Source organism: Deinococcus roseus (assembly GCF_014646895.1).
GTDB classification, from domain to species: Bacteria; Deinococcota; Deinococci; order Deinococcales; family Deinococcaceae; genus Deinococcus_C; species Deinococcus_C roseus.
In genome coordinates, this window is record NZ_BMOD01000015.1 from 88,197 (window position 1) to 105,632 (window position 17,436).

At 55.1% G+C, this 17,436-nt stretch carries 17 protein-coding genes; 9 read left to right on the forward strand and 8 right to left on the reverse strand.

All coding sequences use genetic code 11. The features are described from left to right. Window positions 1-184: 184 nt before the first annotated feature. The 3 genes from ilvB (at window position 185) to ilvC (ending at window position 3,705) form a co-directional block, all read left to right on the forward strand. Complete coding sequence (gene ilvB / locus IEY52_RS17325; RefSeq protein ID WP_189004680.1) at window positions 185-1,846, forward strand: biosynthetic-type acetolactate synthase large subunit; 1,662 nt, start codon at window positions 185-187, stop codon at window positions 1,844-1,846. A 155-nt stretch (window positions 1,847-2,001) separates the two neighbouring features. Next, window positions 2,002-2,598: an acetolactate synthase small subunit gene (gene ilvN / locus IEY52_RS17330; protein ID WP_189004689.1), complete on the forward strand. Its 597-nt coding sequence runs from the start codon at window positions 2,002-2,004 to the stop codon at window positions 2,596-2,598. 99 nt (window positions 2,599-2,697) lie between these two features. Further along, window positions 2,698-3,705: a ketol-acid reductoisomerase gene (gene ilvC / locus IEY52_RS17335; protein ID WP_189004698.1), complete on the forward strand. Its 1,008-nt coding sequence runs from the start codon at window positions 2,698-2,700 to the stop codon at window positions 3,703-3,705. 172 nt (window positions 3,706-3,877) lie between these two features. On the opposite strand, the gene IEY52_RS17340 is transcribed toward ilvC, so the two are convergent. Beyond that, complete coding sequence (locus IEY52_RS17340) at window positions 3,878-4,639, reverse strand: hypothetical protein (RefSeq protein WP_189004700.1); 762 nt, start codon at window positions 4,637-4,639, stop codon at window positions 3,878-3,880. Window positions 4,640-4,673: 34 nt separating this feature from the next. On the opposite strand from IEY52_RS17340, the gene IEY52_RS17345 reads away from it, so the two are divergent. Both IEY52_RS17345 and IEY52_RS17350 read left to right on the forward strand, forming a co-directional pair. Continuing rightward, window positions 4,674-6,107 (forward strand): DUF512 domain-containing protein, encoded by a 1,434-nt coding sequence (locus IEY52_RS17345; RefSeq protein ID WP_189004702.1) that lies wholly within the window; start codon window positions 4,674-4,676, stop codon window positions 6,105-6,107. 30 nt (window positions 6,108-6,137) lie between these two features. After that, window positions 6,138-6,656, forward strand: a complete 519-nt coding sequence (locus IEY52_RS17350; protein WP_189004704.1) for a 3'-5' exonuclease — start codon at window positions 6,138-6,140, stop codon at window positions 6,654-6,656. A gap of 74 nt (window positions 6,657-6,730) precedes the next feature. On the opposite strand, the gene IEY52_RS17355 is transcribed toward IEY52_RS17350, so the two are convergent. Together IEY52_RS17355 and IEY52_RS17360 are read right to left on the reverse strand one after the other, a co-directional pair. Continuing rightward, on the reverse strand, window positions 6,731-7,147 hold the full coding sequence (locus IEY52_RS17355) for a hypothetical protein (protein ID WP_189004706.1): 417 nt from the start codon (window positions 7,145-7,147) through the stop codon (window positions 6,731-6,733). 234 nt (window positions 7,148-7,381) lie between these two features. After that, window positions 7,382-7,960: a DUF1802 family protein gene (locus IEY52_RS17360; RefSeq protein ID WP_189004708.1), complete on the reverse strand. Its 579-nt coding sequence runs from the start codon at window positions 7,958-7,960 to the stop codon at window positions 7,382-7,384. 214 nt (window positions 7,961-8,174) lie between these two features. On the opposite strand from IEY52_RS17360, the gene IEY52_RS17365 reads away from it, so the two are divergent. Together IEY52_RS17365 and IEY52_RS17370 are read left to right on the forward strand one after the other, a co-directional pair. After that, window positions 8,175-9,200, forward strand: coding sequence for an aspartate-semialdehyde dehydrogenase (locus IEY52_RS17365; RefSeq protein ID WP_189004718.1), 1,026 nt, complete (start codon window positions 8,175-8,177; stop codon window positions 9,198-9,200). Window positions 9,201-9,369: 169 nt separating this feature from the next. Beyond that, a complete protein-coding gene (locus tag IEY52_RS17370; protein ID WP_189004720.1) occupies window positions 9,370-10,473 on the forward strand; it encodes a PQQ-dependent sugar dehydrogenase in 1,104 nt (367 codons plus the stop codon). Between the two features lies 1 nt (window position 10,474). Here IEY52_RS17370 and cutA read toward each other — a convergent pair whose 3' ends face one another. Next, the gene (gene cutA, locus IEY52_RS17375) at window positions 10,475-10,801 is read right to left on the reverse strand and encodes a divalent-cation tolerance protein CutA (RefSeq protein WP_189004722.1); all 327 of its coding nucleotides are present in this window, start codon (window positions 10,799-10,801) and stop codon (window positions 10,475-10,477) included. Between the two features lie 81 nt (window positions 10,802-10,882). On the opposite strand from cutA, the gene IEY52_RS17380 reads away from it, so the two are divergent. Together IEY52_RS17380 and IEY52_RS17385 are read left to right on the forward strand one after the other, a co-directional pair. Then, window positions 10,883-11,209 (forward strand): PadR family transcriptional regulator, encoded by a 327-nt coding sequence (locus IEY52_RS17380; RefSeq protein WP_189004724.1) that lies wholly within the window; start codon window positions 10,883-10,885, stop codon window positions 11,207-11,209. After that, a complete protein-coding gene (locus IEY52_RS17385; protein ID WP_189004726.1) occupies window positions 11,206-12,279 on the forward strand; it encodes a permease prefix domain 1-containing protein in 1,074 nt (357 codons plus the stop codon). The genes IEY52_RS17380 and IEY52_RS17385 overlap by 4 nt, the downstream gene beginning before the upstream one ends. A 3-nt stretch (window positions 12,280-12,282) precedes the next feature. Here the strand turns inward: IEY52_RS17385 and IEY52_RS17390 are convergent, their stop codons facing one another. The 4 genes from IEY52_RS17390 to IEY52_RS17405 form a co-directional block, all read right to left on the reverse strand. Then, window positions 12,283-12,933, reverse strand: coding sequence for an HD domain-containing protein (locus IEY52_RS17390; RefSeq protein WP_189004728.1), 651 nt, complete (start codon window positions 12,931-12,933; stop codon window positions 12,283-12,285). 20 nt (window positions 12,934-12,953) lie between these two features. Continuing rightward, on the reverse strand, window positions 12,954-14,117 hold the full coding sequence (locus IEY52_RS17395; RefSeq protein WP_189004730.1) for an NAD(P)-dependent oxidoreductase: 1,164 nt from the start codon (window positions 14,115-14,117) through the stop codon (window positions 12,954-12,956). A 212-nt stretch (window positions 14,118-14,329) separates the two neighbouring features. Further along, complete coding sequence (locus IEY52_RS17400; RefSeq protein WP_189004732.1) at window positions 14,330-15,208, reverse strand: hypothetical protein; 879 nt, start codon at window positions 15,206-15,208, stop codon at window positions 14,330-14,332. Window positions 15,209-15,311: 103 nt separating this feature from the next. Beyond that, entirely contained in the window at window positions 15,312-17,207 is a 1,896-nt protein-coding gene (locus IEY52_RS17405; protein ID WP_189004734.1) for a bifunctional 2',3'-cyclic-nucleotide 2'-phosphodiesterase/3'-nucleotidase, read from the reverse strand. Between the last annotated feature and the right edge of the window lie 229 nt (window positions 17,208-17,436).

Below are 17,436 nucleotides of genomic sequence, written 5' to 3' on the forward strand. Positions count from 1 at the left end.
ACAGACAAAGACAGGCTGTTAAGGTAAATGCAATGAGCCGCATTCTGACCAACATCGTGGTTGTGGTACTAGTACGCACAGGGGTTTCCCAGGCGTAAGCGGCAGTCACGTACACGCAGAAGAAACCCCCGGGTCGCACAGATCGCGGGGGTTTAACGTTGAAATGAACGTTGAGAGGAGAAACATGAACGGGGCACAAGCACTCTGGCAGACCTTGATCAACCACAACATCACCACCGTTTTCGGATACCCAGGCGGAGCAGTGATTCCACTCTATGACGCCCTCACCGGATTTCCCGAAATGCGTCACATCCTGGTGCGCCACGAGCAGGGCGCATCCCACGCTGCAGAAGGCTGGGCCAAAGCCACCGGAGAAGTGGGGGTGTGCATCGCCACCTCCGGCCCTGGAGCCACCAACCTGGTCACCGGTCTCACCGACGCCATGATGGACAGTGTGCCCATTGTCGCCATCACCGGCAACGTGCCCCGTGCATTGATCGGAACCGATGCCTTCCAGGAAGCCGACATCACCGGCATCACCATGCCCATCACCAAACACAACTACCTGGTGAGAAGCGCCAACGACCTGCCCAGGGTGCTGGCAGAGGCCATCCGACTGGCCCGTTCTGGCCGCCCCGGTCCTGTGCTGGTGGACGTCCCCAAAGACGTGCAACTGGAACTCTTCACCGGAGAACTCACCGCCCCCCACGCCAGACCTGAACTTCCTGCCCCTGCTGAACCTGCCATCCAGAAAGCCATCGAAGTCCTGAAAAAAGCCCAGCGCCCCATCCTGATGGTCGGCGGCGGAGCCATGGACGCTTCAAAAGAAATCATCGAATTTGCCAGAGCCTGGAACCTGCCCGTGATCACCACCCTGATGGGTCTGGGCATCTTCCCCGCAGGCGATCCCCTGTGGCTGGGCATGCCAGGCATGCACGGAAGCGTGGCCGCCAACCGCGCCATCACCAACGCCGATGTACTGATCGGGGTGGGCTTGCGTTTCGATGACCGCGTGACCGGCAAAGTCTCCCGTTTCGCCAAGAACGCCACCATCATCCACGTGGACATTGACGCAGCAGAGATCTCCAAGCTGGTGCATGCCCACATCCCCGTGCGGGGCGATGCAGGCAAAGCCGCCCGATACTTCTCTGAGCATGCCACTTACCTGGAAAACAAAGAGTGGCATGACAAACTGCAGGAATGGAAAGAGCGCTACGTGCGCCACCCCGTCTGGAGCGCAGGCTACGCCATCAAGAAGATTGTGGACCAGCTCACCGAAGACGACATCCTTTCCACCGACGTGGGCCAGCACCAGATGCTTGCTGCACAGCTCGCACGCTTCCAGAAACCCCGCAGGTGGCTGACCTCCGGTGGTCTGGGGACCATGGGCTTCGGCTTCCCTGCTGCCATCGGTTCTGCCCTTGCGGATCCTGGTGTGCGCAGCGTGGTGATCGCCGGAGACGGTGGCTTCCAGATGACCGCCCAGGAACTCTCCACCCTGATCAAGTACCGCATTCCCGTCAAGATCGCTGTCATCAACAACAGCTTCCTGGGGATGGTCAGACAGTGGCAGGAACTCTTCCACGAAAACCGTTACAGCGAAGTGTACCTGGGAGACAGCAACCCCGACTTCATCAAACTGGCAGACGCCTACGGCATTCACGCCGTGCGGGCCACCAACGGCGAAGAAATGGACAGCGCCATTGAGGCCTGGCTGAACCATGACGGACCCAGCCTGCTGGAAGCCGTGGTGCCCAACGAGCACGGGGTCTTCCCCATGGTGCCCGCCGGTGCCTCTCTGGAAGAGATGGTCGAGACCCACGAGGAAGCAAAACAGAAGCAGTAACCCCACCGCGAGCTTCGCTCGGTCCTCCCCTAAAGAGGGGAGGAAACACCCCACCGCAAACTCCCCTGGGTTCCTCATCAACGAGATGAGGTTCCTCCAGCCTGGGTGCCCCCCTGAACAGAGCCTTTATTGCAGGGGAAATGAAAAGGTGAACCATGAGTGCAAATCTGTACGGCGACACCACCAGCAGCCCCAACAAAGACCACATCATCAGCGTGATTGTGCGCGATGAGCCCCGCGTGCTGACCCGCATCACCAGCATGTTTGCAAGGCGTGGCTTCAACATCAAGAGCCTCTCGGTGGGCACCACCGAAAATCCTGGCGTCAGCCGCATGACCATTGTGGTGGGCGGAGACGACAACATCCTGCAGCAGGCCATCCGTCAGCTGGAAAAACTGATTGACGTGATCAAGGTGCTGGACCACCGCGAAGAGAAATTCGTGGACCGCGAGCTGGTGCTGGTCAAGGTCAGCATCACCCCCGAAACCCGCGTGGAAGTGCGCCACATTGCCGAAGACTTCCGTGCCCGCATCGTGGACGTGGGCCGCTACGCCCTGATGTTTGAAGTCACAGGCGACGAAGGCAAAATCACCGCCTTCATCGAGCAGATGCGCCCCTTCGGGATCATCGAAACCATGCGCACAGGCCGCGTGGCCCTCTCCAGAGGCTCCAACGCAGACATCCCTGCCCAGGTCTACACCGAAAACGGCAGCAAGAGTCTGGAACCTGTGCTGGGAGATGTGGAGATCTGACCTCCGCAAACCCCAAAACACCTAGAGCGATCATTTCCCTTTTGCCTGCATACAGGTAAAGTAGTCCAAGACAGGCATCACCCGAAGGAGTCTTACACAATGGCGACAATGTACTACGATCAGGACGTTTCTTTAAGCCCCCTCGAAAACAAAACCGTGGCCATCATCGGTTACGGCTCCCAGGCCCACGCCCACGCCCAGAACCTCAACGAATCTGGCGTGAAAGTTGTGGTCGGTCTGCGTGAAGGCAGCCCCAGCGTGGAGAAAGCCCAGAAGGCTGGCCTGCGCGTGGAAACCATCGAGAAGGCCGTGCAAGAAGCCGACGTGATCATGCTCCTCATCCCCGACGAGCACCAGGCCAAAACCTACGCTGAAAGCATCGCCCCCAACCTGACCGCTGGCAAAGCACTGGTGTTTGGTCACGGTTTCAACATCCACTTCGGACGCATTGTGCCCCCCGCAGATGTGGACGTTTTCCTGGTGGCCCCCAAAGGCCCCGGCCACATGCTGCGCCGCGTGTACGTGGAAGGCGCAGGCATGCCCGGCATCTTCGCCGTGTACCAGGACGCGACTGGCAATGCCCGTGAACTGGCCCTGGCTTACGCCCGTGGCATCGGCTGCACCCGTGCAGGCGTGCTGGAAACCACCTTCAAAGAAGAAACCGAAACCGATTTGTTCGGCGAGCAGGCCGTGCTGTGCGGTGGCCTGACCAGCCTGATCCAGAACGGCTTCGAAACCCTGGTGGCTGCTGGCTACCAGCCCGAAATCGCTTACTTTGAAGTGCTGCACGAGTGCAAACTGATCATTGACCTGATCTACGAAAAAGGCTTCAAAGGGATGCGTTACTCCATCTCCAACACCGCAGAGTACGGCGATTACGTCACCGGACCCAAAGTGGTGGCCGCCGAGAGCCGCAAAGCCATGGAAGAAGCCCTGGCCCGCATCCAGAGCGGCGAGTTCGCCCGTGAATTCGTGGCCGAAACCGAAGCTGGCTACCCCAAGATGAAGCAGTGGCGCGAAGCCATGAACGAGCACCCCCTCGAAGTGGTGGGTGCCAAGCTGCGCAACATGATGCCCTTCATCAGCAAGAAAGAACTCGAAGTTTAATTTTTAGACTTCAGAAAGACCCGGGGGTGCAAATCCCCGGGTTTTTTGTTGGTTGTACAATGTGGGGGTGAATGAAGTTGAAGATCTTATTTTCAGGGCAACAGACCCAGAATCCCCATAAAGTCTTGATTTTCTTGCCAACACCTTAAAGACTTATCCCCGAGAATCTTTTCTAAACACCCTTGAAAAATTCATCCATCAAAAAGATCCTTGTTTTCCTGGAAATATCATAGAGCTGATCAGTCTTATTGATCCAGAACTCTGTCGAGATTTTTTGCATCTGTGGATCTACGAAGCCAAATACCATTTTACCGTCTGTACTTGGCTCTACTCGGAAGGCAGTCAGGAAAGCACTCCTCATCTGGTCCATGTTTTGAAGCAATCGGAGGATGAAGATGCGCGTTACTCTGCCTGTGAAGCTCTGACAGTCTGGGGCGATTGCAGAGCTTTGCCTGCTCTTGATCATGCTGCACAGCATGACAATGGATGCGATTACGAGGAACGACCCATCAAAGAGGTTGCTCGTAAAGCCATAGAAGCCATTCAACAACGTTATCCAGAGGAGTTTTAAACCATGGGACTTTTTAATCGGCTTTATGCAATATTGCAATGTCCTCGCTGTGGTCATGTCGGCGAATCTGAAATTGAATTCAAATTTGGGTACATGCAGATGTTTGATTACAGGCTGGGAGACATTCTCGAATGGGAAAGTCATTTCCGGCTTTTTAAAGACCATGCAGATGAGGGTTATGCAGAATGTGCAGGTTGTTTGAAAGACTTCTGGGTCACCATTTATGTGAAACAGGATGTCATTGTAGATGTACAAGTGGACCCAGACCGTCCCGGTTACATCCCTTAAATCTCTGTCACCCTCAAGGTTCTGAAGCCCTGATTTTCGTCCTGAATGAAACCCCTTCAACAATGCCCCTCTCAAACCATGCTAAGATGGTAAATTCGGAGGGCGTTAGGTGGAAGTGTACCCGGCTCGAATCAAAGAAGTTGCACCAGGGAGTCCTGCACAGCGCGCAGGCGTGAAGCCTGGGGATCAGTTGTTGCGTGTGAACGGTCAGTCCGTGACCGACATCCTGGCGTACAGGTACCTTCTGGAGCAGGGGGTGGCCACTTTGGAGGTGGCAAAGACCCATGCTCTGGTTCAGCCGACTTTTGCATTCCAGCAGGACCACCACACCTTAAAACCCGTGGAAACCGCTGAAACCTTCACTTTCGATGTGGAGTGGGAAGACCCCGGTCTGGAATTTGAAGAGGTGCTCTTTGACGGCATCAAGAAGTGTGCCAACAAGTGCGACTTCTGTTACGTGCACCAGATGCCCAGGGGTTTCAGAAAGAGCCTGTACATCATGGACGACGATTACCGCCTGTCCTTTCTGTACGGTTCTTTTGTGACCTTGACCAACCTCTCGGAATACGACATCCAGCGCATTCTGGATGAGAACCTCTCTCCGCTTTATGTCTCGGTGCACACCACCAATCAGGATTTGCGCCAGGACATGATGAAGTGGTGGAAGCTGAAAGTCAAAGACCAGCAGGCCACAGACATCAAGCACATGATTGAGCGTCTGGAGTCCATTGACCTTTACACCCAGATTGTGATGCTTCCGGGCAGAAACGATGGGGATTACTTCGATGAGACCATGGCCTACCTGACCAGCCGTCCAAATGTGCTTTCGGTGGCGTGTGTGCCCGTGGGCCTGACCGACCACCGCACCAACCTGGCCCAGGTGCCCACTTTCTCTGCAGAGCAGGCAAAAGACGTGATCCGCCGGGCCAACGTGTGGAGAAAACGCATGCTGGAGGAGCGCGGAACCCGTTTCATCTTCCCCAGCGATGAGTTTTACATTCTGGCCGGTCTGCCCATCCCTCCAGAGGAGGATTATGAGGGATTCCCCATGCTGGAAAACGGTGTGGGCATGGTTCGGGACTTCCTGAATGAACCCCTCCCCGAGTTGCCAGAGGCCCTGGATGTGCCCCAGAAGGTCATTCTGGGCACCGGGAAGCTCTTTGCCCAGTCGCTGGATCTGGCGGTGGAGCCCTTGCGCCAGATCAAAGGGCTGGACATCGAGGTGCGCAGCGTCACCAACCGCACGTTCGGAGAGAACACCACCGTGGCGGGCTTGCTGACCGGGCGCTGCTTCAGGCATGCTGTTCAGCCTTCTGAGGCGGATCTGCTGATCGTGCCCCCCACCACCCTGCGTTATGGCACCGAACTGATGCTGGACAACATGAGCCTGACCGAACTTTCCCAGGACCTCAGGATGCCTGTACTGGCAGGGGGCTCCACCCTGGGTGAACTTGCCCGTGTGATCTTGCAGCAGGGCAGCAGTTCCGGCCCACAATTCGGTTATTCTGCCCATGCGGTCAAAGAACAGCGCGGGCAGGCTTAATTTCTGGGCATAACGGAGTACACTGAATACGTGGATTACGTTGTTTTTGACCTGGAAACCACTGGCCTCTCCCCAGAGCGGGATGCCATCGTGGAAATTGGGGCCATCGTGGTGCGAAATGGTCAGGTGCTGGAAGATGAAATCTTTCATTCTCTGGTGAATCCGCAGCGTCCCATCCCTTACTTTGCCACCCGTGTGCATGGCATTCGGGATTTTGATGTGCGGCATGCGCCCACCATTGATCAGGTGCTGCCTGAGTTTCTGGCCTTCATCAAAAGAAAACCGCTGGTGGCTCACAACATCAGCTTTGACATGGGCTTCATTCAGGCCAATGCACAGAAACTGGGACTGGATTTCCCGCCCAGAGCACAAATTTGCACGCTGCAATTGTCCAGACGGGCTTATCCCCAGGAGCGCAGCCACAAGCTTGATTTGCTGGCCTCCCGATTGAACCTGACCTTCACCGAAAGGCACCGTTCGATGGGCGATGTGCGGGTGACGGCCCAGGCTTTCATTCAGCTGTCCCGTGCTTTGCAGGTCAGCCTGTAACATCAAAAAAACCTCAGGCAAACAAAAAACAAAAGAAAAAGGAGGGCAATGCCCTCCTTTTTTTGGTTGCTGGATTATTTCTTGCGGCCTTTGCGGGTTGCACCCAGCTTTTTGCCTTTTTCTTCGCTGGCTTTCATTTTGGCACGGGTGGCAGCAGCCAGTGTTTTGAAGTCCAGTTCGCCTTTGGAAAAAGCTTCCAGGCTGGGTTTGACTTTGCGGGTGCGCTTGTTTTGGGTGAGTTGATCGTCCAGATCATTGAACCATGCTTCAAAAGCAGGGTTCAGCTCAAACACCATTTCTTTGGCGCTCTTGCTGAAAGCACCTTCCTGACCGCGTTTGGCGTATTGCTTGGGCAGTTCAAAACGCTCAGGGATTTCGGTGGCATCAAAAATGCCATCTCTCACTGCATTGCGGAACTGGCGCACGAACTGGTCGCTGCGTTGCGGGTTTTTGAGCAGGGCCACCTGTTCACTTAGTCTACGTAAATTCATAAAAGCACACTCCTTTGCTTCGAGCTATTTTATTCACATTTCAGTTGTTTTTGCAAGTCTACATTGATAAACAGGAATTGTGCATGATTTATGAATTTGCGAAAGTCTCACACCTTAAATTCACCTGTATACACTGATTGACAATTTGAACCGCCATATACTCAGCCTGGATTCAACTGGGTTTCATCTGCACAATAAAAACAAAAAAGATCCACAGGTTTTGTGGCAAAGGCATCAAGCATTGGGCTGTCCCAGCAGCTCAACCAGTTGCTGAAAAACCTGCTGCAACTGGGCTTCTGACCGCACCGGGGAGGCCACTCTGGTGTGCACCTGATCCAGTGGAACCCAGCTGACACAGCCCATCATCTCTGGGGTTTCATGCAATTGAAAAGCATATTCCAGCCGGGAAACTTTCAGGAGCAGCACATGCAAATAAGGTTTGTTGCGGTAATTGAAACGCCGCTCAATGGCTTTTTGACTGAGGGCCTGAAATGTTTCAAGCTGCAAGGCCACATCCAGATTTTCAATCTTCCATACCGCCTGAACTTCCGCAAAACCAGAGAACACCACTTCACTGTCAGCAGCGTTTTCTTTCAGCAGAGCATGATGCTCAGGTTTGAGTTCAAGTTTGTTCTGGTGCAGATGGGTGGGATACAGGAAAAATGCCCGGTGCTCGATTTCAAACTCCAGGTTCTTCTCGATGATGCCACCTTTGCGAATCAACACAGCATGTTGCCCAGCAAGCAGGATTTGCACCTGGGCATCCCACTCTTTGAGGGCATACCTGCTGGACACTTTCAGGGGAAGGTTCATGCCCAAGAGTGTAAGTTTACCCACCCCCTCTACACAAGACCCTTGAGAGAATGGTCAAAGGTTGCTAGAGTGAAATGGATGCATTCGGCTTGCGCCACCACCATTATTCTCTAGGCGGTAACGTTCCAAAACGTTGCCGCTTGAAACCTGCCCTAAACGGCAGGTTTTCGATTTGGAGGATGGGGGTCAAAAGCAGCGCAGCCAGGGAGGTCACATGCGTTTAGCCATTGTTGGAGCAACAGGAGCCGTAGGGCACGAATTTCTCAGGGTGCTGGAAAACAGCCCCCTGCAGTTCAGCGAACTGAAACTGTATTCCTCTCCCCGCAGCGCAGGCAGCAAACTCACCTTCAAAGGGCAGGAAATCACCGTGGAAGTGATGCCCGAAGGGGCCATCCCCGCCGATGTGGTGCTGGCCTCTGCAGGCGGCAGCATCTCCAAAACCTACGCCCCCAGATGGGTGGAGGGTGGAGCCGTGGTGATCGACAACTCCAGCGCGTTCCGTTACGACAAGGACGTGCCGCTGGTGGTCCCTGAAATCAACGGGGACGCTGCCCTGCAGCACAAGGGCATCATTGCCAACCCCAACTGCACCACCGCCATTGCTGCTGTGGCTGTGTACCCCCTGCATCAGGCTTTTGGGGTCAAACGCATGATCGTCTCCACCTATCAGGCCACCAGTGGTGCCGGGGCCAAGGGCATGGACGAGTTGCTGAACGAAACCCGCCACTACTTTGAAGGCGAAACCGTGGGCAACGAGGTGTTTGTTCATCCCATCCCCTTCAACCTGATCCCGCACATCGATTCCTTCCAGGACAACGGCTACACCAAAGAAGAGATGAAAGTGGTCTGGGAAACCCACAAGATCTTTGGCGACGACTCCTTCAAGGTGTCCTGCACCGCAGTGCGCATCCCCACCCTGCGTGCCCACAGCGAAGCCATCACCCTGGAACTGGCAAGACCCGCCACCCCCGAAGAGGCCCGTGAAATCCTCAGCAAGGCCCCTGGCGTGCAACTGGTGGACGATCCTGCCAACAAAATCTACCCCATGCCCCTGAATGCCAGCGGCAAATACGACGTGGAAGTGGGCCGCATCCGGGCCAGCCTGGTCTTCGATGGCGGTCTGGAGCTGTTCGTGTCTGGTGATCAGCTGCTGAAAGGCGCTGCCCTGAACGCTGTGCAGATTGCTGAATACCTGCAAGCCAAAGGCGCTCTGCCCTCTGGTGAAGTGGCTGTGAAGTAACCCTCTCCTCGCTCGTTGCACTCGCTTTCCTCTCCCTGAGTTTGCCCCCTCCGCTGTCTGCGACAGGTCCTCCCCCTGAGGGGAGGAAAGCGAGGCGAAGCGAGCAAGGTGGGGGTCAAACCAACCTCACCTCCGTTTCCCTTAAGTTGAGAAACGGAGGTGTTTTTTGATGGGCAGGAACTCACTCGTGCTGGGCATGGTTTTACTGGCATCCTGCAGCTTTGCAGCGGACCTCAAGCTTCAGAAAGTCATCGACAACCTGAGCAGCCCTCTGGGCGTCACCAGTGCCATGGATGGCAGCAACCGGCTGTTTGTGGTGCAGCAAGGGGGCCTTATTCGCATTGTCAAGAATGGCAAGCTGCTGTCCGAGCCTTTTCTGGACATCCGTTCCCTCACCAGTGCAGGCGGAGAACGGGGCCTGCTGGGGCTGGCTTTTGCCCCCAGTTATGAAAAGTCAGGGTTTTTCTTTGTGAATTACACCGATCGCAGTGGCAACACCCAGGTGGTGCGCTACAAAGTCAGCAAAGATGCAGACCAGGCAGATCCCAGAAGCGCCCAGAAGGTGCTGAGCGTTCAGCAGCCTTACGCCAACCACAACGGAGGGCATCTGGCCTTTGGCAAAGACGGCTACCTTTACATTGGCATGGGAGATGGTGGATCGGGAGGCGACCCCCAGAACAACGGTCAGAACCTGAACACTTTCCTGGGCAAAATGCTGCGGCTGGATGTCAGCTCTCTGCCCTACAAAATTCCAAAAGACAACCCTTTTGTGGGCAAAGACGGCAAGGATGAAATCTGGGCTTATGGCCTCAGAAACCCCTGGCGTTACAGCTTTGACCGCCAGACCGGAGATTTGTGGATTGGGGATGTGGGTCAGGGCGAATACGAAGAGGTGGACTTCCAGAAAGCCAACTCCAGAGGTGGAGAGAATTACGGCTGGCGGCTGATGGAAGGCAAGCACTGCTATGAACCCGGCCAGAATTGCGACAAAGGCAACCTGGAAAAACCCGTGCATGAGTATTCCCACTCGGATGGGCAGTCCATCACGGGTGGTGTGGTGTACCGGGGCAAAGCCATTGCTGACCTGAAAGGCACCTACCTGTATGGCGATTTTGCCAGCGGAAAACTCTGGGGCATCACCCTCAGTGGCAGCAAGGTGAGCAACAAATTGCTGCTGGACACTGGTTTGCAGATCAGCAGTTTTGGAGAAGATGAAGCTGGCGAGGTGTACATCACCGATTACAGCGGATCCCTCTACAAACTCACCGACTGATTCACTCCAGGCTGTCTGAGATCCAGCTCAGGTACTTTTCTGATCCCTGCGCAATGTCCAGAGCAATCACCTCTGGTGTGCCGTAAGGGTGAAGGTCCAGGATGCGCTGCTGCAAGGCAGCGTATTTTGCTTTTTCGGTTTTGATCAGGAGCAGGATTTCACTGTCCTGCTGGATTTTTCCTTCCCAGTGGTACAGGCTGAGGACCTGGGGAATCAGGTTGACGCTGGCGCACAGCTTTTCTTCAAGCAGGGTATGGGCCAGGGTTTTTGCGGTTTCGAGGTCTGGGGCACTCACCAGAACCACCTGATGGATGGAGGTTACAGTCATGGGGCCAGTATAACCCCGCAAAATCACTACCTTGACAGACTACATAATTAAACTATATAGTCTATCTACAGAGGAGGTGACATGAGTCAACAGATGTTAAAAGGCCACCTGGACATGATCCTGCTGTCCATCATTGAGCCAGAACCCACCTATGGACTGCGCATCATTCAGGAAGCACAGATTCGCACCACAGGCTATTTTGATTTCAAGGAGGGCAGCCTCTACCCTGCCCTGCACCGTCTGGTGGAACAGGGGTTTCTGAGCACCGAAATGCGCCCATCCAGCACTGGAGGGGCACCCCGCAAGTATTACTGCATCACCGAGACAGGCAAAAAAGAACTTGCCCGAAAACGGGAAGAGTGGAAGACTTTTTCCCAGGCTGTCAACACCCTTGGAGGCATTGCATGAACGCATTGAATCATTATTTGAAACAGGCCACCCGCGGGCTTCCCAGAAAGCAAAAAATTGAACTCTGGCAGGAACTGGAAGCAGACATCCTGGAGCGCACGAACCAGCACCGGGCCTTTGGCATGACCGAACATGAAGCCCTGCAGAAAACCCTGGCCCAGATGGGGCAACCTGCAGCCATTCAAAAAGGCATGCAGCAGGTGTACCTGATGCCCAGAATCACCCGGTTTGGGGCAGGCACATTGCTGTCAGGGGTGCTGCTGATGTCTGCCACTTCCAGCATTCATGCTGAACTTTTGATCACCACCAAGCCTCCTTTGCCTTACTGCACCACCGAGAAAATTTCAGCAAAATGCACCCAGGCGTATTTCAATCTGTATCACAGCTGGGTTGAAGTCACCAGTTTAAAGGCAGAGCTTGAAAAAGCGGGCATCAAGACTGAAATCCTGCATGGGAAACTCAAGGTGAACATGCCTCAAAAAACCCTGTATTTTTCACTGAAAAACCACATTTCCAATTGGGGGGAAGGGACTGTTTTTCAGCGGGCAGGGAAAACCTACATCAGCATGAATGATTTCTTGAATGCACTTCGTAGAAAGGCACCTGGAGCAGCAAAACTGACAGGTGCAAAAGAACCCATCTTGCACCTGCAAAACGCCCAGATTCCATTGCCCAATTACAATGCCCATCTTGTGCTTGCCAGCAATCTGGGCATGTACCTCATGGAGCAGCATGGCTGGAAACAATTTGGCTATGGCTCCAACCTGCAAGAACAGCCCCTCCTGACCGTCAGAACCCAGGCCCATTCAAAAACCTCCTATGCACTCATTTTTCGCAATGCGGCTGGAAATCCGACCATCGAAATTGGCGATGGGCAAAAAGATGGAAGCATTGTTTTCAACACCAGCTTTCCTCATCCAAAGAAATTCTATGCTGTTCAGGATTTCAAAAAATTGTCACCTTACCCCAGAAAGGGCAGATACCCTGCCTTGCTTCTGGAATTGAATGGCATCCTGAACGACACCACCCAGCCTTACACCAGAATCATGCAGGATGTTCAGTTTCCCTGAAGCTCACTCCACCTCACTCCTGAGCTGTTCCAGAAATTGACGCATCACCCCAATTCTTTTTTCCCCCTCTTCCCGGGCAGACATTGTATGCATCTGCCCGGGAAGTTTGAACAGTTTCACAAAGAAGTGGTCGATGGTGTAGGTCAGGTCATCGAATTCCCGTTCTTCTCCAAAAGGGTCTTCTGCATGGTAAAGGGCACGTCCCATGCTGCCTCCCAGCATCAGGCAACGGGCAATGCCAATGGAGCCCACAGCATCCAGGCGGTCTGCATCCTGCACAATTCTGGCTTCCAGGGTTTCCGGGACAACTCCAGCAGAAAAACTGTGGGCATGAATGGCATGGTGGATGGCCTGCAGGTGCTGCTCTGGATAACCCACCTCAAGCAGGTAAGCCACAGCAGCATCTGCTGCAAGTTTTGAAGCCTGCTTGCGCTGGGGGGAATCCTTGGGCACCACCACGCAGTCATGAAGCCAGGCTGCAGGGACCACCACCTCGAGCACAGCCTGTTCCTGCAGGGCAATTCGGCGGGCACTGAGCACCACCCGCCGGATGTGTTCCAGATCATGCCCTGCATCAAAGCTGGCGTGTTCCTGCAAATGGTTCTGAAAGCGGTGCTCCCATTCAGAGAGGGAAAAGGTGGGCTGGGATGACATGCCCCGCAGTATACCGGACATCAGCCGACCTCCCGGAAACGCACAGCCTGGGCGCTGCCAAAATGCCCTTCAAAGAGTTCGGCATTGTGCATTTCGGTTTCCCGGTCCAGTTGCCCCACAAAACCGGTGGTTCCAGCTCCCTGCAGCAGGGCCTTGACCCCGGACAGAATGGCAGCCTGCACCAGATAAATGTAGGGTCCCACCTCTGCCCCATGAATGAAATTCACTGCATTTCCGTGGTTTCCCAGGTGCAAGGTGTGGTCTGCAAAACGCAGGCGGCTGAAATCTCCATCCCTGTGCAGGCTGTCACAGCGCTCAAAAATCTGGGGGTCCAGTTCATCGTCTGCAGAAGTCACCGAAAACGCATGCACATGGGGTTTCAGCTGAGGCATGTCCTGCAAGGTCAGTGCCCGATTTCCTGTGGCACAGAAGAAAATGTCACTGGCCTGCAAGAGTTCAGGGCGCGGCTTCACCCGGTGGTTGATGCACTGGGCGTAAATGCGCTGGCTGGGATCGATGTCCCACACGTACACCTCGTATCCCCTGGCCCGCAGGTTGTGGGCGATGCTCTGCCCGATCTTGCCAAACCCAAACACCGTGATCACCTGATCTGCAAACAGCAAACCCTCCTGCCTGAGCAGCGCTTCTGCAGAAAACACAATGGATTTCCCGACGTTCCAGTCCTCGGTGCGTTTGGCCAGACTGCGGGCCACCGACAGACAGGGAACCGGCAGGGGCACCACCGATTCGTATTTCTGGTGGCCGTTTTCGGTGTCTTCCACCACCCCCAGGAAACAATCTCCAAAATGTTGTTTCAGGTCATGCACCACCCGATGAAAGTACCCTCCAATGTCGATGATCATGAACCGTCCAGAGGGCTTCAATTGCTCCAGAAAGCCAATCACCTGTGCTGCATTGGCGGTGAACAGGCGGTCCAGAAAATACACTGGATAGCGCTTCTGAATTTCGGGCAAATGCTGGTCACTGATGCTGCGGGGCTTGGGAATCACAGCCAGGACTTCTCCCACCCTCTCCAGGGCTTTCAGAAAAGGCAGAAGGCTGCGCAGCACATGGCCCACAACCACAAAACCCACACCCGTGTGGGTCATGGGGTAGAGCACCTGGCTGAAGAAAAGGCTGGCTTTTTCGGGTTCGATCAGGCGGCGGTCTGCAGGAATGAACATGGGACCCTCCCAGGGGGATGTGAGTGTGGGGGCGGAAATGGTGAGATGGAGGAGGTCAGCACTGTGCAGAAGAGGGGGCAGAAGAGAGATGGCCTCTTTCTTCAGTTGCTGCTCATTCATGGTCGGAGATTCCTGTACAGATCTAAAAGGAATCACCCTTACACAGATGTAAGGGTGATTCCTGAGTGCATGGGGCTGGATGGGTCAGAGATTCAGGGACACGGCCATTCCTGTGCGGTTGAGAGGGTGACATCTGGCAGGGCAGGGGTCAGGTCTTCCTGAAACCCCATCCCCACAACCACCAGACGGAAAGACACCGTGGGATCAGCAAAAGTGCCCCCTGTTCTAAAAGGACTGCTGCGCACCTCGGTTTCCAGCCGGACAGGCAGGTTCCAGGGCAAAGCAGTCCATGCTTTCAGGCCATACTGGGACTGCAACCCCAGAGGAGCAACCTGTGTGTCAGCAGGATTGAGCACCCAGCCCAACTGACCCACCACGCCTGCTGCTGCATTTCCATAACCCAGTTGTACACTGCTTTTCCAGGCCCCAGAGCCCAGAAATTGCTCTGGTCTGCCTGTGGGGAAGCCAAAGGTGGTCTTCACCCAGAAGGTGTCGATGGGGTAAGCCCATTGCAGAGAAACATCTCCCAGACCAAAAGCAGGCGCACTGTAATAACGCTGCTCCCCATCGGCCAGGCGGTAAAAAGACAGGTTGCGGTTGCGTTCCGGGTTGACAATGCGGTTCATGCGGATGACCTGGTGATACACATCCAGTGGTGCGTCCAGCACCCCTCCCCACACATACTGCACGGGAACCGAAACCCCAAATTCCCCCACAGGGGTGAAAGTCCGGGCTGTCAGCTCCAGTTTCCACGCTTCGGCATCGATGCCCATCTCTCCCCAGTCTCCCCTGCTGTAAGACTGCTCGTTGGCAATGCTGAAATTGAAGCCCAATCTGCATCCCTCAGACAGTGGAATCTGCCCGAAAGGAGACAGCACCGTGCTGTGAATCAGGCTGTTCGACTCGGGAAGCAACAACTGGGCTGTGGCACTGCCCAGACACAGCAGCATCAGGGAGAGAAGGCGTTTCACAGAAAACCATTCTGTCACAGGTGGTCCGGGCACAGGTGTGGAAGATCATGCAGCAAAGAACCTCCCCTGCGGCGCAAGGGAGGCTGGGCGAAGGTGAGGTGTTTTACCAGCTGAGCTGGTACTGGGCAAAACCGTCTGCATTGGTGCCAATCTTTTTGGCATTGGCAGGCAGGAATTTCTCAGCGTTGGGGCTGGAGAGGAACAGCACGCTCTGGCCAGGGATGGGGGCCAGTTTCCAGTTGTTGTCTGCAGTGGGGTTGATCTTGCCCTGAGACACCATGTATTGGATGATGGCCTCGCGGTTCTCATCGGGAGAATCCAGCACGATGTTCTTGCCGTCCAGACCGGGGAAGCTGCCGCCGCCACCTGCACGGTAGTTGTTGGTCACCACCACAAACTTCTGGGCAGGATCGATGGGTTTGCCTTCGAACATCAGGTTCTTGATGCGGTGGGCATCGGCATTCACCACTTCGCCCTTGCTGTTGTAACGGCTGGGCTGGGTGACATCGATTTCGTAGGTCACACCATCGATCACATCGAAGTTGTAGGTGGGGAAGGAATCATCCACCAGAGGCTGGTTGGCTGGGCCTTTGGGATCAATCTGCTTGAATTGACCTGCGCTGCGCTCCAGCCATTCCTGCACCTGTGCCCCGGTGACCAGCACCCCTTTGATGGTGTTGGGGTAGATGTACAGGTCGGAGATGTTCTTGATGGCCAGGGTGCCAGCAGGAATGTCGGTGTAGTAACTGGCTCCAGAACGCCCTCCGGCCTTGAAGGGTGCAGCAGCAGACAGCACAGGGTATTTGTCGTACTCGGTGCCTTGCAGGGCACGTTTGGCGTACCACATCTGGGCCTGGGAGACCAGTTGCACGCTGGGATCGTCCTGCACCACAGCGAAGTAGCTGTTGATGGGGGCTTCCAGGTCTGCCACCTTGCCGCGCACGTAATCCAGGGTGTGCTGATGGTCGTCTGCAACGGCCTGCACAATGGCGGGATCGTTGTCCACAATGGCTTTCTTGGCCACCTTGTCAAAGATGGGACGGATGCTGCCCTGTTTGTCGGCAACACTCCATTCTCCGTCGTTGACTTCGAGCTTCAGGTCCACCACACCCAGGTTGTTGCCCCAGAATCCGGGCATCACTGCGGCCACACCGTTCAGGGTGCCTTTTTTGACATCCGCTCCGGGGTAGGTGGCAAAAGAGGCACTGGGGAATTCCAGGTGGGAGTGCCCGAACAGCACCACATCAATGCCCGGAACTTTAGAGAGGCCAGCGGTTTCATTCTCGTCCAGGGCTTTGGGATCGGGGTCGCCCAGTCCAGAGTGGGCCAGGGCCACGATGATGTCTGCGCCTTTTTCTTTCATTTCGGGCACAAAGCGTTTGGCGGTTGCCACGATGTCCTGGGTGGTGACCTTGCCTTCCAGGTTGGCCTTGTCCCAGTTGAGGATTTGTGGGGGCACAAAACCAATCACACCCACCCGCAGGAGGTGCAGCTTGTTGTTCTCGTCTTTCACCACTTTGGTGATGATGCGGTAGGGTTTGAAGTAATTTTTGTTGCCGTTGGCATCAAACACGTTGGCACTGACGTAAGGGAAGTTGGCCCCCTGCAGGGTCACTTTGAGGAAATCCAGACCGTAGTTGAACTCGTGGTTGCCGATGTTGCCAGCATCGTAATCCAGCAGGTTCATGGCCTTGTAGACGGGGTGAACGTCCCCTTCTTTGAGTGGGCTGACCCGGGCCACATAGTCGCCCAGGGGGTTGCCCTGAATCAGGTCACCGTTGTCAAACAGCATGCTGTTGGGGGCTTCCGCTCTGGCCTGGTTGATCAGGGTGGCGGTTTTGGAAAGACCATACTCGTCGGTGCTCTTGTCCTGATAGTAGTCGTAGTTCAGGACATTCACGTGAATGTCGGTGGTCTCCAGGATGCGGAGGTCCACGGTGGCGGCCTGGGCAACGCCGGTCGTCATCAGCAGCAGGCTGAGCATTTTGAGGTGTTTCATGGTCGTCCTTTCGGTGTACGGCTCAAATCCAGTGGTGCAAATCCAGAGGATCTGTGAATGTGCGGTGTCAGGGTTCTGTCTGCCCAGAGGGTGAATTCAACCCGCCTTTGCATCTAGACCACTTTTAACCGGGTTCAGTACACGCGACTATAAACGTACCATGTCAGAGGTGTGTCAAAAAAGACCCTCTTCAGCTTCGTGTCAGACTTCGGGTCATACGTAAAACGTT